General features: G+C 52.8%; 19 protein-coding genes. 8 read left to right on the top strand and 11 right to left on the bottom strand.

The genetic code is table 11. The annotated features are described in order from the left end of the window. Position 1: 1 nt before the first annotated feature. From B2590_RS00320 to B2590_RS00310, 3 genes are all read right to left on the bottom strand, one after another. Entirely contained in the window at positions 2–364 is a 363-nt protein-coding gene (locus B2590_RS00320; RefSeq protein WP_286847772.1) for a helix-turn-helix domain-containing protein, read from the bottom strand. 59 nt (positions 365–423) lie between these two features. After that, a complete protein-coding gene (locus tag B2590_RS00315; RefSeq protein WP_007152747.1) occupies positions 424–735 on the bottom strand; it encodes a type II toxin-antitoxin system HigB family toxin in 312 nt (103 codons plus the stop codon). Between the two features lie 369 nt (positions 736–1,104). Continuing rightward, positions 1,105–1,557, bottom strand: a complete 453-nt coding sequence (locus tag B2590_RS00310; RefSeq protein WP_273623861.1) for a hypothetical protein — start codon at positions 1,555–1,557, stop codon at positions 1,105–1,107. 246 nt (positions 1,558–1,803) lie between these two features. Here B2590_RS00310 and B2590_RS00305 point away from each other — a divergent pair, with 246 nt between their 5' ends. After that, positions 1,804–2,364 (top strand): hypothetical protein, encoded by a 561-nt coding sequence (locus B2590_RS00305; RefSeq protein WP_286847770.1) that lies wholly within the window; start codon positions 1,804–1,806, stop codon positions 2,362–2,364. Positions 2,365–2,396: 32 nt separating this feature from the next. Here B2590_RS00305 and B2590_RS00300 read toward each other — a convergent pair whose 3' ends face one another. Further along, complete coding sequence (locus tag B2590_RS00300; RefSeq protein WP_286811904.1) at positions 2,397–3,449, bottom strand: nuclease-related domain-containing protein; 1,053 nt, start codon at positions 3,447–3,449, stop codon at positions 2,397–2,399. 486 nt (positions 3,450–3,935) lie between these two features. Between B2590_RS00300 and B2590_RS00295 the strand changes: the two genes are divergently transcribed. Continuing rightward, positions 3,936–4,388: a DUF3010 family protein gene (locus B2590_RS00295; protein ID WP_286811920.1), complete on the top strand. Its 453-nt coding sequence runs from the start codon at positions 3,936–3,938 to the stop codon at positions 4,386–4,388. Between the two features lie 35 nt (positions 4,389–4,423). Here B2590_RS00295 and B2590_RS00290 read toward each other — a convergent pair whose 3' ends face one another. Then, positions 4,424–5,692, bottom strand: coding sequence for a dicarboxylate/amino acid:cation symporter (locus B2590_RS00290; protein WP_286811905.1), 1,269 nt, complete (start codon positions 5,690–5,692; stop codon positions 4,424–4,426). A gap of 472 nt (positions 5,693–6,164) precedes the next feature. Here B2590_RS00290 and B2590_RS00285 point away from each other — a divergent pair, with 472 nt between their 5' ends. Beyond that, the gene (locus B2590_RS00285) at positions 6,165–6,740 is read left to right on the top strand and encodes a hypothetical protein (RefSeq protein ID WP_286811906.1); all 576 of its coding nucleotides are present in this window, start codon (positions 6,165–6,167) and stop codon (positions 6,738–6,740) included. 160 nt (positions 6,741–6,900) lie between these two features. Here the strand turns inward: B2590_RS00285 and B2590_RS00280 are convergent, their stop codons facing one another. The 3 genes from B2590_RS00280 to B2590_RS00270 are packed head-to-tail and all read right to left on the bottom strand — an operon-like array spanning position 6,901 to position 8,051. After that, positions 6,901–7,356, bottom strand: coding sequence for a metallophosphoesterase family protein (locus B2590_RS00280; protein ID WP_286811907.1), 456 nt, complete (start codon positions 7,354–7,356; stop codon positions 6,901–6,903). A gap of 15 nt (positions 7,357–7,371) precedes the next feature. Next, on the bottom strand, positions 7,372–7,683 hold the full coding sequence (locus B2590_RS00275) for a helix-turn-helix domain-containing protein (RefSeq protein ID WP_286811908.1): 312 nt from the start codon (positions 7,681–7,683) through the stop codon (positions 7,372–7,374). Positions 7,684–7,697: 14 nt separating this feature from the next. Then, a complete protein-coding gene (locus B2590_RS00270; RefSeq protein ID WP_286811909.1) occupies positions 7,698–8,051 on the bottom strand; it encodes a type II toxin-antitoxin system RelE/ParE family toxin in 354 nt (117 codons plus the stop codon). Positions 8,052–8,269: 218 nt separating this feature from the next. On the opposite strand from B2590_RS00270, the gene B2590_RS00265 reads away from it, so the two are divergent. From B2590_RS00265 to B2590_RS00255, 3 genes are all read left to right on the top strand, one after another. Next, positions 8,270–9,754, top strand: a complete 1,485-nt coding sequence (locus B2590_RS00265; protein ID WP_286811910.1) for a hypothetical protein — start codon at positions 8,270–8,272, stop codon at positions 9,752–9,754. Beyond that, positions 9,751–10,791 (top strand): succinylglutamate desuccinylase, encoded by a 1,041-nt coding sequence (locus B2590_RS00260; protein WP_286811911.1) that lies wholly within the window; start codon positions 9,751–9,753, stop codon positions 10,789–10,791. Before B2590_RS00265 ends, B2590_RS00260 begins: the two co-directional genes overlap by 4 nt. Before the next feature lie 189 nt (positions 10,792–10,980). Further along, positions 10,981–11,781 carry an AraC family transcriptional regulator gene (locus B2590_RS00255; protein ID WP_286811912.1) on the top strand — a complete coding sequence of 267 codons (801 nt, stop codon included), beginning with the start codon at positions 10,981–10,983 and terminating at the stop codon, positions 11,779–11,781. On the opposite strand, the gene B2590_RS00250 is transcribed toward B2590_RS00255, so the two are convergent. Both B2590_RS00250 and B2590_RS00245 read right to left on the bottom strand, forming a co-directional pair. After that, complete coding sequence (locus B2590_RS00250) at positions 11,773–12,405, bottom strand: LysE family translocator (RefSeq protein WP_286811913.1); 633 nt, start codon at positions 12,403–12,405, stop codon at positions 11,773–11,775. The two genes, B2590_RS00255 and B2590_RS00250, sit on opposite strands and share 9 nt — an antisense overlap. After that, complete coding sequence (locus B2590_RS00245; protein ID WP_286811914.1) at positions 12,406–13,704, bottom strand: hypothetical protein; 1,299 nt, start codon at positions 13,702–13,704, stop codon at positions 12,406–12,408. A 172-nt stretch (positions 13,705–13,876) separates the two neighbouring features. Here B2590_RS00245 and B2590_RS00240 point away from each other — a divergent pair, with 172 nt between their 5' ends. Then, a complete protein-coding gene (locus tag B2590_RS00240; protein ID WP_286811915.1) occupies positions 13,877–14,467 on the top strand; it encodes an NADPH-dependent FMN reductase in 591 nt (196 codons plus the stop codon). 117 nt (positions 14,468–14,584) lie between these two features. Here the strand turns inward: B2590_RS00240 and B2590_RS00235 are convergent, their stop codons facing one another. Further along, positions 14,585–15,586 carry an AraC family transcriptional regulator gene (locus B2590_RS00235; protein ID WP_286811916.1) on the bottom strand — a complete coding sequence of 334 codons (1,002 nt, stop codon included), beginning with the start codon at positions 15,584–15,586 and terminating at the stop codon, positions 14,585–14,587. A gap of 135 nt (positions 15,587–15,721) precedes the next feature. Between B2590_RS00235 and B2590_RS00230 the strand changes: the two genes are divergently transcribed. Then, a partial coding sequence (locus B2590_RS00230; RefSeq protein WP_286811917.1) for an AMP-binding protein occupies positions 15,722–16,556 on the top strand: 835 nt, incomplete at its 3' end.

Here is a 16,556-nt window from a genome sequence, read left to right as displayed (position 1 = left end):
CCTAGAAAAACAGTACCGGAGACACCCCAAACCGCTTGCCTAGGGCCTCCATGTGTTTGCGGGTCAGCTTCTTTCCTTCAGCACCATTGAGAATTTTGCTCACATTGCCTTTTGAACCCAACTCCGGTAGATCAGCAACCCCTAGGCCGTGTTGAGCCATCAGGGTTTTCAGCACCGCAATCCCCCTGTCCGTTTCAGCAACAGCGGCATTAAAGTCGGAAAACTCTGTAGCCTGGTCCTCCCAGCGCTCAATGCTGACAGACAGAACCTCAATGAGAAGCCTGTTGGCGTCGTAGTCGTCCACCAACTGGTCCATCAGCTCCAACGCTCGCTCATAGTCGTCCTGAGTCTCAATATGTGCCACAAAAGGCACCTGAGATAGCGCTTCTCTGATCTCAACAAAAGCAGGCGATAACATAAGCCTCACTCCTTATTGCGACGGTATTTGTCAGTAAGCCGGTCGTATTCGGCGTGGCTGCAAATGTGTTTTACGTACATGCGATTATCACGAAATTCAATGAAGGCAATCAGCCGAAGATTGTTACCGCCGATGTCGATAACCCACCATTTGTCCCGGTATTTAAAATTGTCCAGGGACGGAAACACCTTGCGCAGCTGCTCAGGTGTTTCAAACCGTCCATTTCGCAACGTGGTGTAGGTATTCACCAGAGCCTCCCGATCATTGGGAAACTGCTTGCCAGCATCGTTAAACGGTTTTCTTGAAATAATGTGCACAAACGTTCCTTGTTTCCTTTTTTGAAACCATACCACGAAGTTTCAAAAAAAGAAACCATCGATCTGACTCGCAGACTTGGCGTTGTTCCGGATTCTACCTTGCTGTCCTTGCGGGAGGTCTACAAATAGGCTGGAGCCGTCACGCCCTACCCATCAAAAGCCATAACGACAAGCCGGCAACCACAGAAAGAAGCACGGCAACATGAACAGCCAGGTTCTTCCGGGCCGTTGGAGCGGGCTTTCTGGCGAAACGAAAATAGTCGCCACCAAACAGCCCAACGCCGCAGCCCTCACAGTAGTTTTTTGAGTAGGAAAGCCTCAGCTTGGATGGGTCAAATTTTTTCCGACAGCTGTAGCAACTCGGCTTGATCATTCCGGCCCCCGGGCAGAGCCGTGTTCGGTCAACAATCGACAACTCCCCACCGCCTGCGCCTGAAGATACTCACAAAACGCCGTCACATCGGGATTGGTGAACTCACTGGAAATAAACTCACCCGGAATCAGCCCTTCATCCCATCGAGACGTCACCAAAGTATGGGGATACGCCACATCGTCGCCGGGATAAATCTGCACCACCGCTTGGGTCTGGTGAATATAAAGATCGCGAAGTTCTTTGGCACACCTAAGCGTACTCAGGTCATGCCTGGCATCACACTCATAGTCCTTCCCGATGAAGAACTCACTGGCAACGGAAAACAGCGTGTTTTCATCCAGAGCAGACGACGGCGCCGGATGAATGGTTCTGGCGACATCGCCGGCCATGTTGGTACAACCGGCGATTAACGACAGCAATGGAATCACCAACACCTGAAACTTATTCACAACAGCGTCTGACCACTTAATCTTTTCGATTGGCATAACGTTTTCTGCAACGGTTGGAGGTAGGCCATTATAGCCAGCAGCGGCACTGACTCCAGAAGCCAGCGATCGGAACACCTCGGCTCAACCTGGTGAACAGGAGAGTATGCCGCCCTCTCCAGAGAGAGCCAGGTCTATCGCGGCCACCCACCTTATGCAATAATGATATAACAATATTCCATTTAGATAACATTGTAAGGATACAGAACGATGAAAAGGATTTTAGCGTGCACCTTTGTTTCGGCATTAATGGTCGGTTGCGGAGGCGGCGGAAGTGGGAGCGACCTGGAAAAAGCCGACGAAAATACCACTCCCGGTTCAGGTTCGTCTGACGGGAACGACGATAGCGGCCCCGTGACGCCACCCGATCAGGTCACAGTCCTCGAGGGCACCTGGAAGAAACCATGCGGGCACGTGGAGGGCGAAGCACACTACGATATCGTAACGGTCTCTTTCACCCGCAGCGCATTTGCCACAAGTATCGAGAACTACATCGATAGCGCTTGCACCACCCCGTTACCGGAAGCTCCAAATCCTACCTCATCAGGCAACTTCACACTCGGTGAAGACGTTTTACTGAGTTCCGGCCTCACCGCTACCGAACTCACGTCGCATGTGACTCAGTTCAATGGCGCCGACTTCGAGATCGACGAGTACAATGTCGTTTACATCAACAACAATATTCTCTACACAGGAGAAGGCACAACCAGTTCGCCAGACCAGCGGCCGACCAGTCTCGATTATGATCGTCCATTCTATCGACTGAACTAGGTTACTTGCCCAGGGGCGCTACCCTTTCAGATTCAATGCTCTTCCCCTCGCAAAACCTTATACCGAGCACACGCCTTGTCCCTGTCTCTTAGAAGACGCGGATCCGAGCTACCAATAGCAGCCGCAATCAGGGAGTTACATTCCTGCCGCGCCAAAAGAAACTCGGAGGAAGATTGATGAACACGCTGAATAACAGCACTTGACGAAGGCTCAGGCTCCACCGTCCGTGAATCGGTTTTGGGCTCGCTTTCAGGTCTGTGACGAGTGGGCTGCGGTGCGCTTTCAACCCTGTGCTCAGGCACCCTTTTTGTGTCTATTGCCATCTCCTGCGAAGCAAAATTCCAATAGGCGTTCATTCCGATCGCGCCGACGCCCAACATCAAGGCTGGAAAAACCAAGAACTTGAGGCGTCCCCTACTCGGCCGACGAGGCGCTTCACCGTAGCGCTCGGCAACCAAATTTCTCACATGGTGAGCATGGGCCCGGTCGGTGGCGAAAGATGCCTTGAGGCGACCAGCTGCCACCTTCTCCCGAACCTCCGCCACCTGCTCCAGGCTAAGCAAAGGATCAATCTTCGACTTGATATAACAAACATACCCCAGCCCCTGAGTCACGTTTTCCGGCATGGGTGTTTTGAACGTGCTGTCCCCCACAAACACCACCACCGAGTGCACCTGATGGTCGTTTAACCCGAGCAATGCCTGGAGCGTTTTTACGTGCTTATAGTTCTGGTGCAGCGGGTTCTGGAACTTGTGATTGGAGCGGAAAATCTTCTGGGTCCAGAAGCGCTGATGAGGGCCACCAAATATCCAGCCCTTCATGTTTTTTGTCTCGACAACGAAGACCCCGAATTCCGACACCAGAACATGGTCAATCTGCGTGGTGCCGTCCTCTGTGGGGAGGGTAACGTTCTTGATGAGATGGTAGCGGGATTTATCCAGTAACCACCGGGCGGAGAAGTTGACCAGAAACTCGCCAAACTTACCTTTGAACCAGGGCGACTTGATTACACCCAGCATGATTGCAAGGGGCAACAGGTACCAGAGTAGAGTGATAAGGAGCTGGTAGACCGGGCTCAAATCCATTTCTCAAACATCCTTGCTTCGTTTCCTAAATCCATCCGACGTGAAACATAAATCAGTCTTCGTTTCGGCGCCTTAGGATTTTTGTAACTACTCGCCAAGGAAACATCGGCCACTGTGGCCGAGCAACAAAAACGTGCTTTGAGAGTTCGGAGCTGAAAAGGCCGACAGAAACTGCCGGCCGAGAGAATTCCAGGTACTTAGCGCGCAAGAATCTGAACTATGCGTTTGCGCTGCAACCGTCGATCTCTTCGTCGATAATCAGATTCCCCTCTACACGGAACCCTATCCGGCCAACCAGGAACGCCTGCTGCAGACTGGTTATGACAAGGTCAGTCAGACCAACGGCACAAGCTTATGTTTTTACTGCAAAAATGAAATAGCGAAATGTAGTCAATTGTAAAAGTTTGCCAAGAACCACATCGGACAAGTGCATGCTGGTAAAGTCATTCGTGGCTGATCACAACTGGAGCACAGAGGACAATGGCTATGATTGTTTGCGGAGTTGAACTGACGGGCAGCGATGCGGTGGTGTGTTTGCTGAATATGGACAGAGGGCAGTTCAACCTGCCGGAGTGCAAGGTGCGCAAACTGTCACTGCCGAAAAATCATAGCCGTGAAGACCTGAAGCGTTTTCAGGCGGCCTTTGCGGAGTTAATGGCCGAGTACGGGGTCACCCGCGTCGCGATCAAGGAGCGGATGCCAAAAGGTAAGTTTGCCGGCGGCGCCATCAGCTTCAAAATGGAAGCGGCCCTTCAACTGATCACCGATACTGAGTTAACTGTGACCCTGCTGCCCCCGGCAATGACCAAATCTACCCTGGCATCCAACCCACTGCCGATTGCGTTCGCCGACACGGGGTTGAAGGTGTTTCAGGAAACCGCCTTTATCACCGCCTATGTCGCTCAGGTGACCAGCATGAAAGGGGCCGCATCAATGTGAGTCAGCCGATGCTCGGCTCCCACTGACACGCTGCCCTAGGACAACTGTTCCTGCGGCACCTCCTGGCTTGAGCCTGACTCTACCGCCTCATATTTATCCTCAGAACGGGCAATCACCGAAGTGCACACCAGATCCCCGGTGACATTCATCGCCGTGGCCCCCATACCCACAAGGGCATCGATGGACACCAGCAGCGCTACGGTTTCAATGGGCAGGCCCACCTGGGCAAACACCGTAGCAATCATCACGATACCCGCGCCCGGCACACCGGCCGTACCGATGGAGGCCAGAGTGCCGATCAGAACGATTTCCAGCATGGTGACAAAGTCCAGGGGCACCCCTATCACATTGGCCGCAAAGGCTGCAGAAATCGCAATGCGGATGCCGGCTCCATCCATATTGATGGTGGCCCCCAGCGGCAAGCTGAAGCCATAGATACTCTGGGGAACACCCAAACGCCGCGCTGCGTTCAGGGTCAGGGGCAGCGTTCCGGAACTGCTCTGGGTGGCAAAGGCCGTGGCGACCGGAGCCCGGGCCTCGCGAACGAAGTCCATCAGGTTAACGCCATTAAGACGCATAAGAACCCCGTAGACCACCAACTGTACCGCCAGAGCGATGTACAACACCATGACCATATCCCCGAGGGCCAGTATCGTGTTCATGCCCTGCTCACCTGCAGTGCTGGCCACAATCGCAAACACACCAATCGGAACATACTGGAGCACCCCGGCCATCACCTTCATGGTGACCTCGTTCAGGCCAGAAACCACGCCATACACCCGCTCTGCGACTTCGCCGTGAGCCTTTGACTCCCGCAGCTTCAACAGGGCAATGCCAAAAACAATCGCGGTGAAGATAATCCCCAGCAGGTTCGGCTCGGCAAAGGCCTCAACCATGTTGGTGGGAACAACGTTCAGAAGTACCTGGATAAAGCCCGGATTCTCCGGCACTTCGACACTTTCCGAAGACGTCAATTCCAGGCCACTGCCAGGCGAGAAAGCAGACGCGACACCCAGCCCCACCGTGATCGCCAACGCCGAAGTCAGCACATAGAAGCCCAGCATTTTCCGGCCCACACGCCCCATACTGCCAAGATTGGCCTGATTGATTCCCACCATCAGGGTTAACAGGACAATCGGCACAACCAGGAACTTCAGCAACCGAAGCAGCAGTTCTCCCAGAGGGTCCAGCCATTCGGCCACTGCGGGCCCGCCCACCAGTCCCACAATCAGACCAAGAACAAGCGCAATACCAATGCGCAGAACCAGCGACGTATTCAGATAAGCATCAAGTACAGCTTTCATGGAGGCTCCCGTTATACCCTGGCCCGTTAGTGAGCAGGCATTCAAAAACGTAAGGATCGAGGATTCTGGTCAGTACCGGATCGTTGGTAAACCGGTATTGCCACGTACTTTACTCACAGAAGCTGTGGATAAGTTTGTTAGGAACCTAGGGTTAAGTACCCATAAGCCTTGTGCCACAAGCCCTCAGGAAATTTGGTGCAATTATGGGCTATACGCGAGTGGTATATGGATATGAAGAATCCATCTCAGCATGGGGGAGGAAAAAATAGAGGGAAAAGCCGAGGAAATAGTTCCGTCCCAGTTTTCGTTAATATCCAACGAGAAAATTCAAACAAAAGCGGCCCGCGAGAAACTGGAACAGATCTAGTTTCCCGACATTAAGCAATATGACGCTAAACCAACCCTTTCCATCAACGCGCCCAGAAAGTAACCTTCGTCCAACGGACTGAAACTTCTCCAAAGGAACCGGACGATGAACCGTTGTAGCTCAACCACCCTGGCGTTGCTGTTCTGCCTTTCGGCAGTCGCCTGTGCATCTTCCCCCAAGCTCAATGTGCTTGACCCGGTCGAGCCGCGAAAAGAAGCTCCTGGCGTCACGGTCAGCCGCGTGGCACACCCCATTACGCTCCCCCTCGAATCGCTTGCGGGCGCATCTTTTATCGGTAGCGACGGTGAGCTCATTTTGTATGACGACCGCAAAGGCCTCTTCGCCACCGTGGTGACACCTGAGGACCGGGGCAATCCCTCTATTCAGATGAACCAGGCGCCCGGCTACATCTTCAATCGCGACCTCAGTTCGGTTGAGGACCCTGAGTTCCGAAAGGAGCTTGAAGGGATTACCAGAATGACGCTGGAACCTGCTGGAGAGAAACAAACCAGTGTGATGACCGTTGGTGAAATCACCGCCTACATTGCCTTCAGCCCCAAAAAAACCGTCATCATGCTCACTTCACCGGCCAAGCCGGACCTGTTTACTCAACTGGTATTGGACAACTTCAGCTGGGACGAAATCGAAAATGAAATCCTGAAAGGAATCGGGGGACAATAATATGCTTACGAGGCAGGAAAAGATGACTCATGACAGTCATCAACATTCTCTTTGACGACAACCAGTTGCGGGGCCTGAAACACAACTTCAACGAACGCACCGCTGAGGTTGTCGAGCAAGCCATGGAAGAACTGGTCACTGGATAGGATTGCCCAACCGATCAAACCGGCAGTTCAACAATCTCACCAACCACACCGTCTTCACTCACCTGCAGCCGCCCCACCGTAATTGGCAGAGTAAAACGCCGGGGCCCGGCGCCACCGGGATTGAAATAAAGCACATCGCCAATCCATTCACTACGGGGTTTGTGGGAATGCCCAGCGATGACCACGCGGTAACGGCCCTGCGGATCGATTTGGAGGGTTTTGACATCGTGGAGCATATGGAAGGCGTGGCCGAGGAATTCCAGATCCTGAACATCGGGAAGAGTCGCTGCGCGGCCTGTTTTGTCGATATTGCCACGGATAGCAATCACGGGGGCGATCGCCTCCAGCGCTTCCAGAACCTCGTCCCGCCCCACGTCACCGACATGAAGGATCAGATCCGAGCCTTTCAATACATCCAGAGCTTCGGGACGCATTTTGCTGTGCGTGTCTGCGATCACTCCGATTTGCATGCTTCCCCGCCTCGGTCAAGCCGCGCGATCAGATCCGTTATCCTCACCGGCCTGCAAAGTCCAGGTCATCCCCAAAGCGCGACCTGCTTTAACAAGCGTTGTGATGGTTACACCGGTATCCTTCTCATCAAGAAGTCGATTAACCACCGTCCGGCTGGTATGCATCTTCTGGGCAAGCTGGGACTTGTTTACGCCGGTGTGCCCCATAGCCTGCTGAACCTGCCAGACAATTACCCGCTTCAATGCCTCGGCCTCTGCTTGCTCAAGTGTGCCGTCGGATTCCAGCAGATCATCGAGAGAGCTGCCAACGTGTTTGTGCTGTGTCATTTTCCTGCTCCCATTCAGACAAGATCTTTCTTTCGATCTCTTGCCTTCGCCAATTCTTGATCCGGTGTTTTCTGAGTCTTTTTGATAAAGCCGTTCAGCAATACCATATCGCCGCGAAACATCGTGAATATGACTCGTGCAATCCGACTGTTTGAGAGATCGCTACGAACCTCCCACAGGTCTACATTGGCTTTACCGGAAAAGCCACGTACCAGGGGCATACCCAGGGGCCAACCATATTCCACCGTTTTCAGGTCCGTCCCGATCACGGAACGATCATCCTTATCCAGCTTCAGTAACCACTCTTTGACCGGCTCTCGACCATTGGCTGTTCTATAAAATACGACGTTAACCGTTTTCCTTGTCATACAACCCCTTCCTTGGTGAAAGCCAGTGTACCTAAATAGGTACAATCATGCCAACCTTATACTGATTCTTTACCCTTCTTCATCATTTAACAGTTCATCATCAAACAAACGGGCATACCCTCAGGTCGCTGCCAGGCTTAGTAGCCTCCCGCCCGGCACATCCTTCGCCACGATTTCCGCTACTATCAAGGTAAGCCAGTGCTAGAGACACAACCACTATGGGACTGTCGATAAAACAATCGGAATTTACCACGGAAGAATTTGACCGCTTCGCCGCCAAGGTGCGAACGGACCTTACCGCACTCACCCGCCTTCTGGACCGGCCCGGCTTTGGTGAGGGAAAATCTTCCATCGGTGCCGAGGTCGAGTTCTACATCGTAAACCCGAACCTGCGCGTTCAGCCGATCAACACAGAAATAGCCGCCAGCGTTCAGGATCCACAACTGACGGTTGAGCTCAACCGCTTCAATCTTGAATACAATCTCAGCCCCCAGGCTTTCAAGGGAGCCCCCTTTGCCAGAACCGAGCAGGAACTGCTCGAGGCCATGCAGCGAATCAACCAGCACGCCGCACCATTGAATGGCGAACTGGTCCCCATAGGCATTCTACCCACCTTGCGCCAGTCCGATATGGGCGCGAAGGTGATGACCGACGAACCCCGCTACCATCTGCTATCCAACGCATTGATCCAACAACGGGGAGAGCCCTTCAGCATCCATATTGGTGGCAATGACGTCATCGACCTGGAAGCGGACGACGTCACCATGGAAGGGGCGAACACCTCGTTCCAACTGCACTGGCGCGTTCCTGCCCACCGCTTTGCCGACTATTTCAATGCTGTGCAGCTGGTGACGCCCATTGCGCTGGCCCTGGCCAGCAATTCGCCCAGCCTGTTCGGCCACCACCTCTGGGACGAAACCCGTATCGCCCTGTTCAAACAGTGCGTCGACAGCCGCTCGCCCAACCACAGAACCTGGAAACACCCGCCACGGGTCTATTACGGCAACGGCTGGGCACGCAGCGCCTGGGAGCTGTTTGCAGCTTCGGCCTCCCTGTATCCCCCCATCCTTCCATTGATGTCGGAAGAAGATCCGATGGACGTTATTGATCGGGGAGGCGTACCGGAACTGGCCGAACTGCGACTGCACCATGGCACTACGTGGCCCTGGAACCGGGCCATTTTCGATCACAACGAAGGCGGCCTTCTGCGCATCGAGATTCGTTCCATGCCGGCCGGACCAACGGCCGTGGATATGTGCGCGAACGGGCTGTTCGTCATAGGAGCGGCGTTGGCGGTACTCGAGGATATCCGTCACCTGACGTCGATACTTCCCTTTCATTACACCGAACACAATTTCTATCGAGCCGCCAAATACGGCATTGATGCAGACATTATCTGGCCGCACAAAGACCAGGTACAGTTACAGGATACCCCCCTGTTGAACGTTGCCCGTGACTTGCTGCCGCGCGCCCGGGAAGCCTTGCAACGAACCGCGGTGGACGAGGCGGAGATCCACCGCCTGCTGGGAATCATCGAAGGCCGCATTCAAACCAGGATGACGGGCGCCCGATGGCAGCGCCAGATCACCGAGTCTTTTTTCAGGTCCCAGACTACCGACGAGGCGTTCAAGAGTATGCTGTCTCTTTACATGGGCAATCAGAAGACAAACACACCACTGCACGAATGGACCTTGTCACCATGAGCCACTCGAACACCCTGGATTATCTCAACAACCCGTCACCCCAGACCCTGGGCCGCTCGCCCCTGGAGTGGCTGAACCGGCTGCAACGGCCCACGGTGGTTCGCGTTGCTGGCCGCGATCCCTCTAGGACCCGGGCCATGGCAACGCTGCTTCACGGCAACGAACCCTCAGGGCTGTTCGCGATTCACCGATGGCTAATGGAACAGCACACCCCGGAGGTCAACCTGTTGTTCCTTCTGGGAGGCGTCCATCCCGCGAAAATCCCGCCGATATTGTCGCTGCGCCAAGTGCCAGGCGGGCGTGATCTGAACCGGTGCTTCAAAGAACCGTTTGAAGGAGAGGAAGGCGCCATTGCCGAGGCCATGCTCGCCGAGCTTCAGACAGCCAACCCCGAATGCCTGCTGGACGTGCACAACACCTCAGGCACGGGCCCCGCCTTCGCGGTGACCATCACCAACGACGCTGCCCACCAAGCGCTGGCGTCGCTCTTTACCGACCGGCTGATCATGACCGATCTTCGCCTGGGTGCCCTGATGGAATATTCCGAGCAGGAGGTCCCCACCGTGACCATCGAGTGTGGCGGGTCTCAGGATAATCACGCGCACCAACTGGCGTACGAAGGGCTTGTTCGGTATGCCTCACAGCCAGACGTGCTATCGCTGGAAAAAGCGGAATGGAACGTTGCTGTACTGCGCAACCCGATTCGAGTGGAGTTGGCACCCGATGCGACTATCGAGTACCGGTTAACGCCCAGTGGGCACGCGGACCTCACGTTCCCGCCCGACATCGAACACCGCAATTTCGGGATTGTGTCGCCGGATGAGCCTCTCGGATGGGTTGGGCAAAAAGGCCTGGACGTGCTCACAGCGATCAGCCACAACCGGACCGAGAACATGGAACAGGTACTGCAAATCAAGGATGGGCGAATCTACCCTGCCCAGGCCCTCAAAGCCTTCATGATCACCACCAACCCGGTGATTGCGAAGAGCGATTGCCTGTTCTATGCCGTCAAGGCAACGGGCGATCCCATTTTTTAGACCCTCCTAGTTCCAATTATAAAGTGGAAATGCCGTCGACCTCGGTCACCATTTGGCATCCGCCCGCTCAATAAAGCGCAACCTACCCCCTCCCAACAGGGACATGGTAAGCTTTATCAACTCTAGGTATGGCATGTAAGGACATGCGCAAGGGACTGAAGAGCTTGAAAAAATCTAGGAGAATTACTGGTGAGTATCGGAATTGAGGATTTTTATGTTGGTGACGATATTGAGTGCTCAAGAGTATGTGCAATCAGCACTTCCTATCCGAAACACACACATGAAGAGTATATTATTTCTGCAAATCTTAAAGGAATAGAAAGCGTTTGGGTTGACAACACGGATTATGTTGTCCCGGCAGGATATGTCACTGTATACAACCCAATGGCGATACAATCCTCACAATTCTGTAGCGACGGTGTCGAATTCATCAGTCTACACATAAATCCGGAAACAATTAAAAAGGTCGCGATAGAAAATAATATTGCTCACAGAGACTCTTATCCAGTATTGCAACAGGGCGCCCTAAAAAACGAAAAAATCTTCAGGGCTATACAAGAGTGCTATCTAAATGCACGGAACTCTACTGAGTACAAGGAAGAGTCAATTCTCTGGCTGTTAGCCACACTATTAGAAGAAGATAAGCCTGTTGCCGGGCGCAAAAGGCACTCGGTTAACATGGCAATAAACAACATGAAAGATTGCCTTGATGGAAAGATCGACCTTTCATCCCTTGCATCATCAGTCGGACTTAGCAAGTACCATTTTGTGAGAGTATTCCGTCAAGAGGTCGGAATCGCGCCAGTGCAATATCACATGCAACTGAGGCTCATTGAGGCCCGAAGAATGATTAGAGACGGAATTAGACCAATCGATGTGATGGCTGATCTAGGATTCTATGACCAAAGTCATTTTATTAATACATTTAGAAAGGTCATGGCTATGACACCTGACCTTTACTCTCGATCACAAGAAATAAAACTATCCTAGAAACTCTGCATAACCTGTAATAATGACGTACCCCGCAAAATAAGCAAAAATGGCAGCTGAAGCATAGTATGAGTATTTAAGCAGCCTTTCCCCCAGTACCTTTCCTCCTTGACTAGCGACAAAACAGAGTACGCCAGCCCAGAATATACCAGCCGCAAAGAAACCGGTTAGGAAAAGAGAGGCACTTTGGAGACCTTGATCGCCAGACCGTGAAATAATGACTCCGCCCACTGCAGCAAACCACAGTATCGCAGTGGGAGAGGACATCGCCAAGAATACACCTTTCGAAAAATCTTGAAGATAACTTGACGATGCACCGTTGTCCGCAATTTCGACGGAATGACTGTCAACGACGGCAGAGCGAAGCATCTTAAAGGTGAAGTACAAAAGAATTGCTGAGCCTCCAATCCAAAGAGTCCATCGAACAGATTCATACTGCAACAAGGCAGCCATACCGAAAAGAGCCAAAACGGCATAAATTAAATCGCCGATACACGTACCAACACCGAGAGAGAAGCCTTGGAAATATCCCCGCTGCATCGCTAAAGTAATCATTGCAACATTCGCTATGCCAATATCAAGGCATAAGGAAAGACTCAATAGGAAGCCATTAAAAAATTCCATTTATACCTCCCTTATTCTCTGTTCATACTCAAGGGTGTCAGTTATCACGCCGATCTTCGCCATGATATTGGTACAGTTTTCAACGTCGTGATGTGGGCAATAGCTTCGTATGAAAAGTTCAGCGCTTTCAATGTTGCCCTGAAGAATATTTTCAGATAGATGCCCTGCCAACCTCAAAACCGCAGGATAGAAGCCTGCAAGGTCAGCATGAATCTCACCCTTGCTGTTTAACTCCAAGCAGCCCGATTCGATAAAGAATTTGAGCTGGACGTAGGCCGCGCCCGCATCAGGGAAATCGTACGGCCCTCTTCTCAGGTAGCGGAGCATCTCCAACAAATATACTCGGGCCAATTTTTCTTTGTCCAGTTTCAGTTCATTAACTATCGAACTGGTAGTACAAATTAGCAGACCAAAAATGTCTGCCAAAGCTTCCTGTAGCACCATTGAGCCCCACCGGTCACACTTGCTCAATGCACGAAAGCTGGTTGCAGGGGTTACAATTGAATGACCAAGATCGTGTCCCCGAAACCAGGCGATCAGGTACGTGCTAATGTTATTTGTAGAGGGGAGATCGCTATCGACCCAGCCATAAACTGCGAGACGTTGTGTCGAAATATTATCAAATAAAGCAGAGTAAACGTTGGCGAATACGATTGTTCTTTTAGCTCCTGCGTACTTGACCCCTTCATCTTCAGGCATGAAATATGCGAAGTGCTTGGGGTATAAGTTGGCCTCACCTGAGGAAGCAAATAGATCTACAATTTTGTATCCACAGAACGGCAGGCATTTTAGTTCTGGGTTTACGTTGTTCTTAAGAGTTAAAACAGCCTCATCTATATGCTCGTCTACAACGTTTGACACGTTTTGAAGGTTTTCATTTGGAGTTGCGTAAAAGGTCGAATAAAAAAGCTCTTTGGATTTGCCCACCCATGTCGACATGGCTCCGGAATAGCACACCAGTTCTTTTTCGTCCATCTGAGCTATTTTCTCACATAGATCCTTCTTTGTATTTTGATCATCGAACGTTTGAGCTCTCCATTCGAGAGCCAGTTTAGAGTCCTTGTCATTAAGGTGGGTAGAGAGCGATAGAAAGGCAGTTTTAAGCCGTTGCGTCGTTAACGCCGTGATTTGGCTTTGCCAACGATGTTCTGTGTTTTGATTAGCTCTGAGCACGTCTGTTAAAACAAGAGTTTCATTTATCAAGGCTCTTGCGGAGTCACTAAGAGTTCCCGGATATTCCAGTTGAAGCACATGAACGTCGTATTTGGTAGCGCGTGGCCAGAAGTTAGTAGCACTCATCTATCAGCTCCATTGAATCGCTTTTAAGCACATTCTCCGGAATCGAGTCGTAACGGTATTGGAAAAAATTGCTCTCTTTTTAGCTATTATTTTCTCATAAGATAAATTCTTGATTATAGTCGAGGCCAGTGCTATATATCCGGATCTCAAATTTAACTAACGGAGCCTCGGCATGAGTCAAATTGGTAATATTATTGTTTTCTCGGGCAGCCTACGTGATCACTCGATTAATGTTATGCTTGCCAAATCTGTTGTGAATGAATTAGAGAGCGAGGGAGTGTCTTCGACTTTCCTAGACCTGCGTAACTTCAACATTCCTTTGTATAATGGAGATAGTGAAGATCGGAATGGATTGCCTGAGGATCTTTGTCTTATACATGAGCAAATTAGTACGGCTAGGGGCTTCATTGTCACCTCCCCCGAATACAACGGTTTCTTCACGCCATTACTGAAGAATTTCGTCGATTGGCTTTCACGACCTGTTCCTGACCATCTAGTAGCGGGACCGTTTCGACGTAAGCCGGTGTTATTAATGTCTGCTTCGCCAGGTAAGTTAGGTGGGGTACGAGGGCTGCAAGCTTCGAGACAGCTGTTCTCGAATGTAGGTGCCTTTGTCTCGCCTGACCAACTTTCTATCCCTTATGCAGAAGATTGTTTCGATGCGGCAGGCTTTCTCACGGCCGACCAACACACAAGGCGGCTGAAAAAGTTAACGCGGCAATTCGTATTGGAATTGGACTGCTTCAGTTCGCAAGGTCAATGACCGTCCGACATCGAACACCGCAATTTCGGGATTGTGTCGCCGGATGAACCTCTCGGACGGGTTGGGCAAAAAGTCCCTCATAATCACCACCAACCCGGTGATTGATCTTTACCTGGCTCATGAAAGTCGCCGGGGAGTCGTATCGAACCAGCCTTTAAAGGCCTTATAAAACGCGCTTGGCTCGCTGTAGCCAAGCAGCCCGCTCAGTTCCTCCAGGTTGTCATGCTTCTTTTCCAGGTAATACCGGGCCCGCGCCTGGCGTACACCGGACAGCAGCACCGTAAAATTCACCCCCTCCGCCGACAGCTTGCGGTGCAGTGTCTGGCGGCTCATGTCGAGCTGTGAAGCCACAAAGGCAGAGGTCACAACCCCGCGATGCAGGTTGTCCTCGATCACCGTTTGCACGGCCTGTGAGACGCAGCCATTGCGGCTCAGGGTTTCCCGGATGCTCGCCGCTTTTTCCAGCAGAATGTTCTTCACCAGTTGATTGGAAGAGAGAACAGGCCGAGCCAGATCTTCCTCGGAAACCACCAGATAATCCGCCTCGGCCCCAAACTCGCAGTCCTCACCGAAAATAGCGCGGTACGGCTCGGGGCTGGACACTTCGCACTGGCGAAAGCCCGCCTTGACGGGACGTACGACGGTGCCGGTCAGGTAGCTTGCCCAGGTGACGCCGGCACTCATGCTGCGGCTGATGGCGGCCTCGTGGTCGTGAGCCGCGTCCCGAAAACCGTAGACCAATTTCAGGCCGCGGGGATGGTTTTCCGCCTCGATGGTCTCGATCTCGCTCATCACGGGCAGGTATTCCAGGAATAACAGAATCGCCTCGCGCAGGGTCGCCGTGGTCTGGGCCAGATTGGACAGCACCCCCTTCGCTCCGGCGTGCAGGCGGCCACCGATCAGCAAGCCGATCTGAGCTGGCGCGCCGCGTTGGTGGGCCAGCTTCCACAACGCCTCTATAACCGTCGCCGATGGCCGATAGTCGACATCATGCAAGGCCTCACGCGAGGTGCCCATGGCCTCAAGGTCTGACGCAAACACAAAGCCCTGCTCAGCCAAGCCGTCGTAGAGGTCCAGTACCAGCGCCGAAGACACCGTGGGGCGTGACCGATTTCCCATTTCCAAGTTCAAGATCCCTTATGAGACAAATTGCCAGTCATTGGTGACATTAAACCATTACCGCAACCGCCTCCAGCCCCTATCATTTGATGCTGATCGTTCAATGAACAACAACAGCAAAACGGAGTGCCAGCAATGAGCGGACAGGACGTGATCACCTTCCCCCAATTCGCCGCCAAGATCCCCCAACTCGTTTCAGGCGTGACCGGTCTGATCAAGGGGCTCAAGGTGGGCGACACCACCGACAAAACGAAACCGGTGGGGCTGGGCAAGTGTCTGCAGGATTGCGCACGCGCGAATCCAGAAGGAACCGCCATCGCCTTTGAAGGCCGCGAGATCAGCTACCGCCAGTTTGACGAATGGACCAACCGCATTGCCCACTGCCTGCAGTCGGCCGGAATCCGCAAAGGCGACGCCGTTGCCGTCATGATCGAAAACCGCCCCGAACTTCTGGCGGTGATCACCGGTTGCGCCAAGATCGGCGCCGTCAGCGCACTGGTCAACACCTCACAGCGGGGGAAGGTTCTGTGCCACAGTATCAACCTGGTGAAGCCGAAAATGGCGATCGTCGGGGAGGAACTGATCGAGGCGTACCAGGATGTGGAGTCCACACTCTCGCTGACGGCCGATGACCGCTATTTCGTCGCCGACAGCGACGGCCTTAAACACCCTGCAAGCGCCCCGGAAGGCTGGCACAACCTGATGCAGCTGGCCGGGCGCGCACCCAATGCATCCCCGGACACCGTCGACGTCATCTTCCCGGACGATCCCTGTTTTTACATATACACCTCGGGCACCACCGGCATGCCCAAGGCGGTGGTGTTCAATCACGGCCGTTTCATGAAGGCCTATGGCTCCTTCGGCTTTGCCGCCGTCCGGCTGAACAGCCAGGACCGCATGTACGTCTGCATGCCTTTCTACCACGCCACGGCCCTGGCGGTGTGCTGGTGTCAACAACACTCTAGTTTGA

The organism is Marinobacter sp. UBA3604 (assembly GCF_002375325.1).
Taxonomy (GTDB): Bacteria; Pseudomonadota; Gammaproteobacteria; order Pseudomonadales; family Oleiphilaceae; genus Marinobacter; species Marinobacter salarius.
This window is presented reverse-complemented; position numbering and strand designations above follow the sequence as displayed.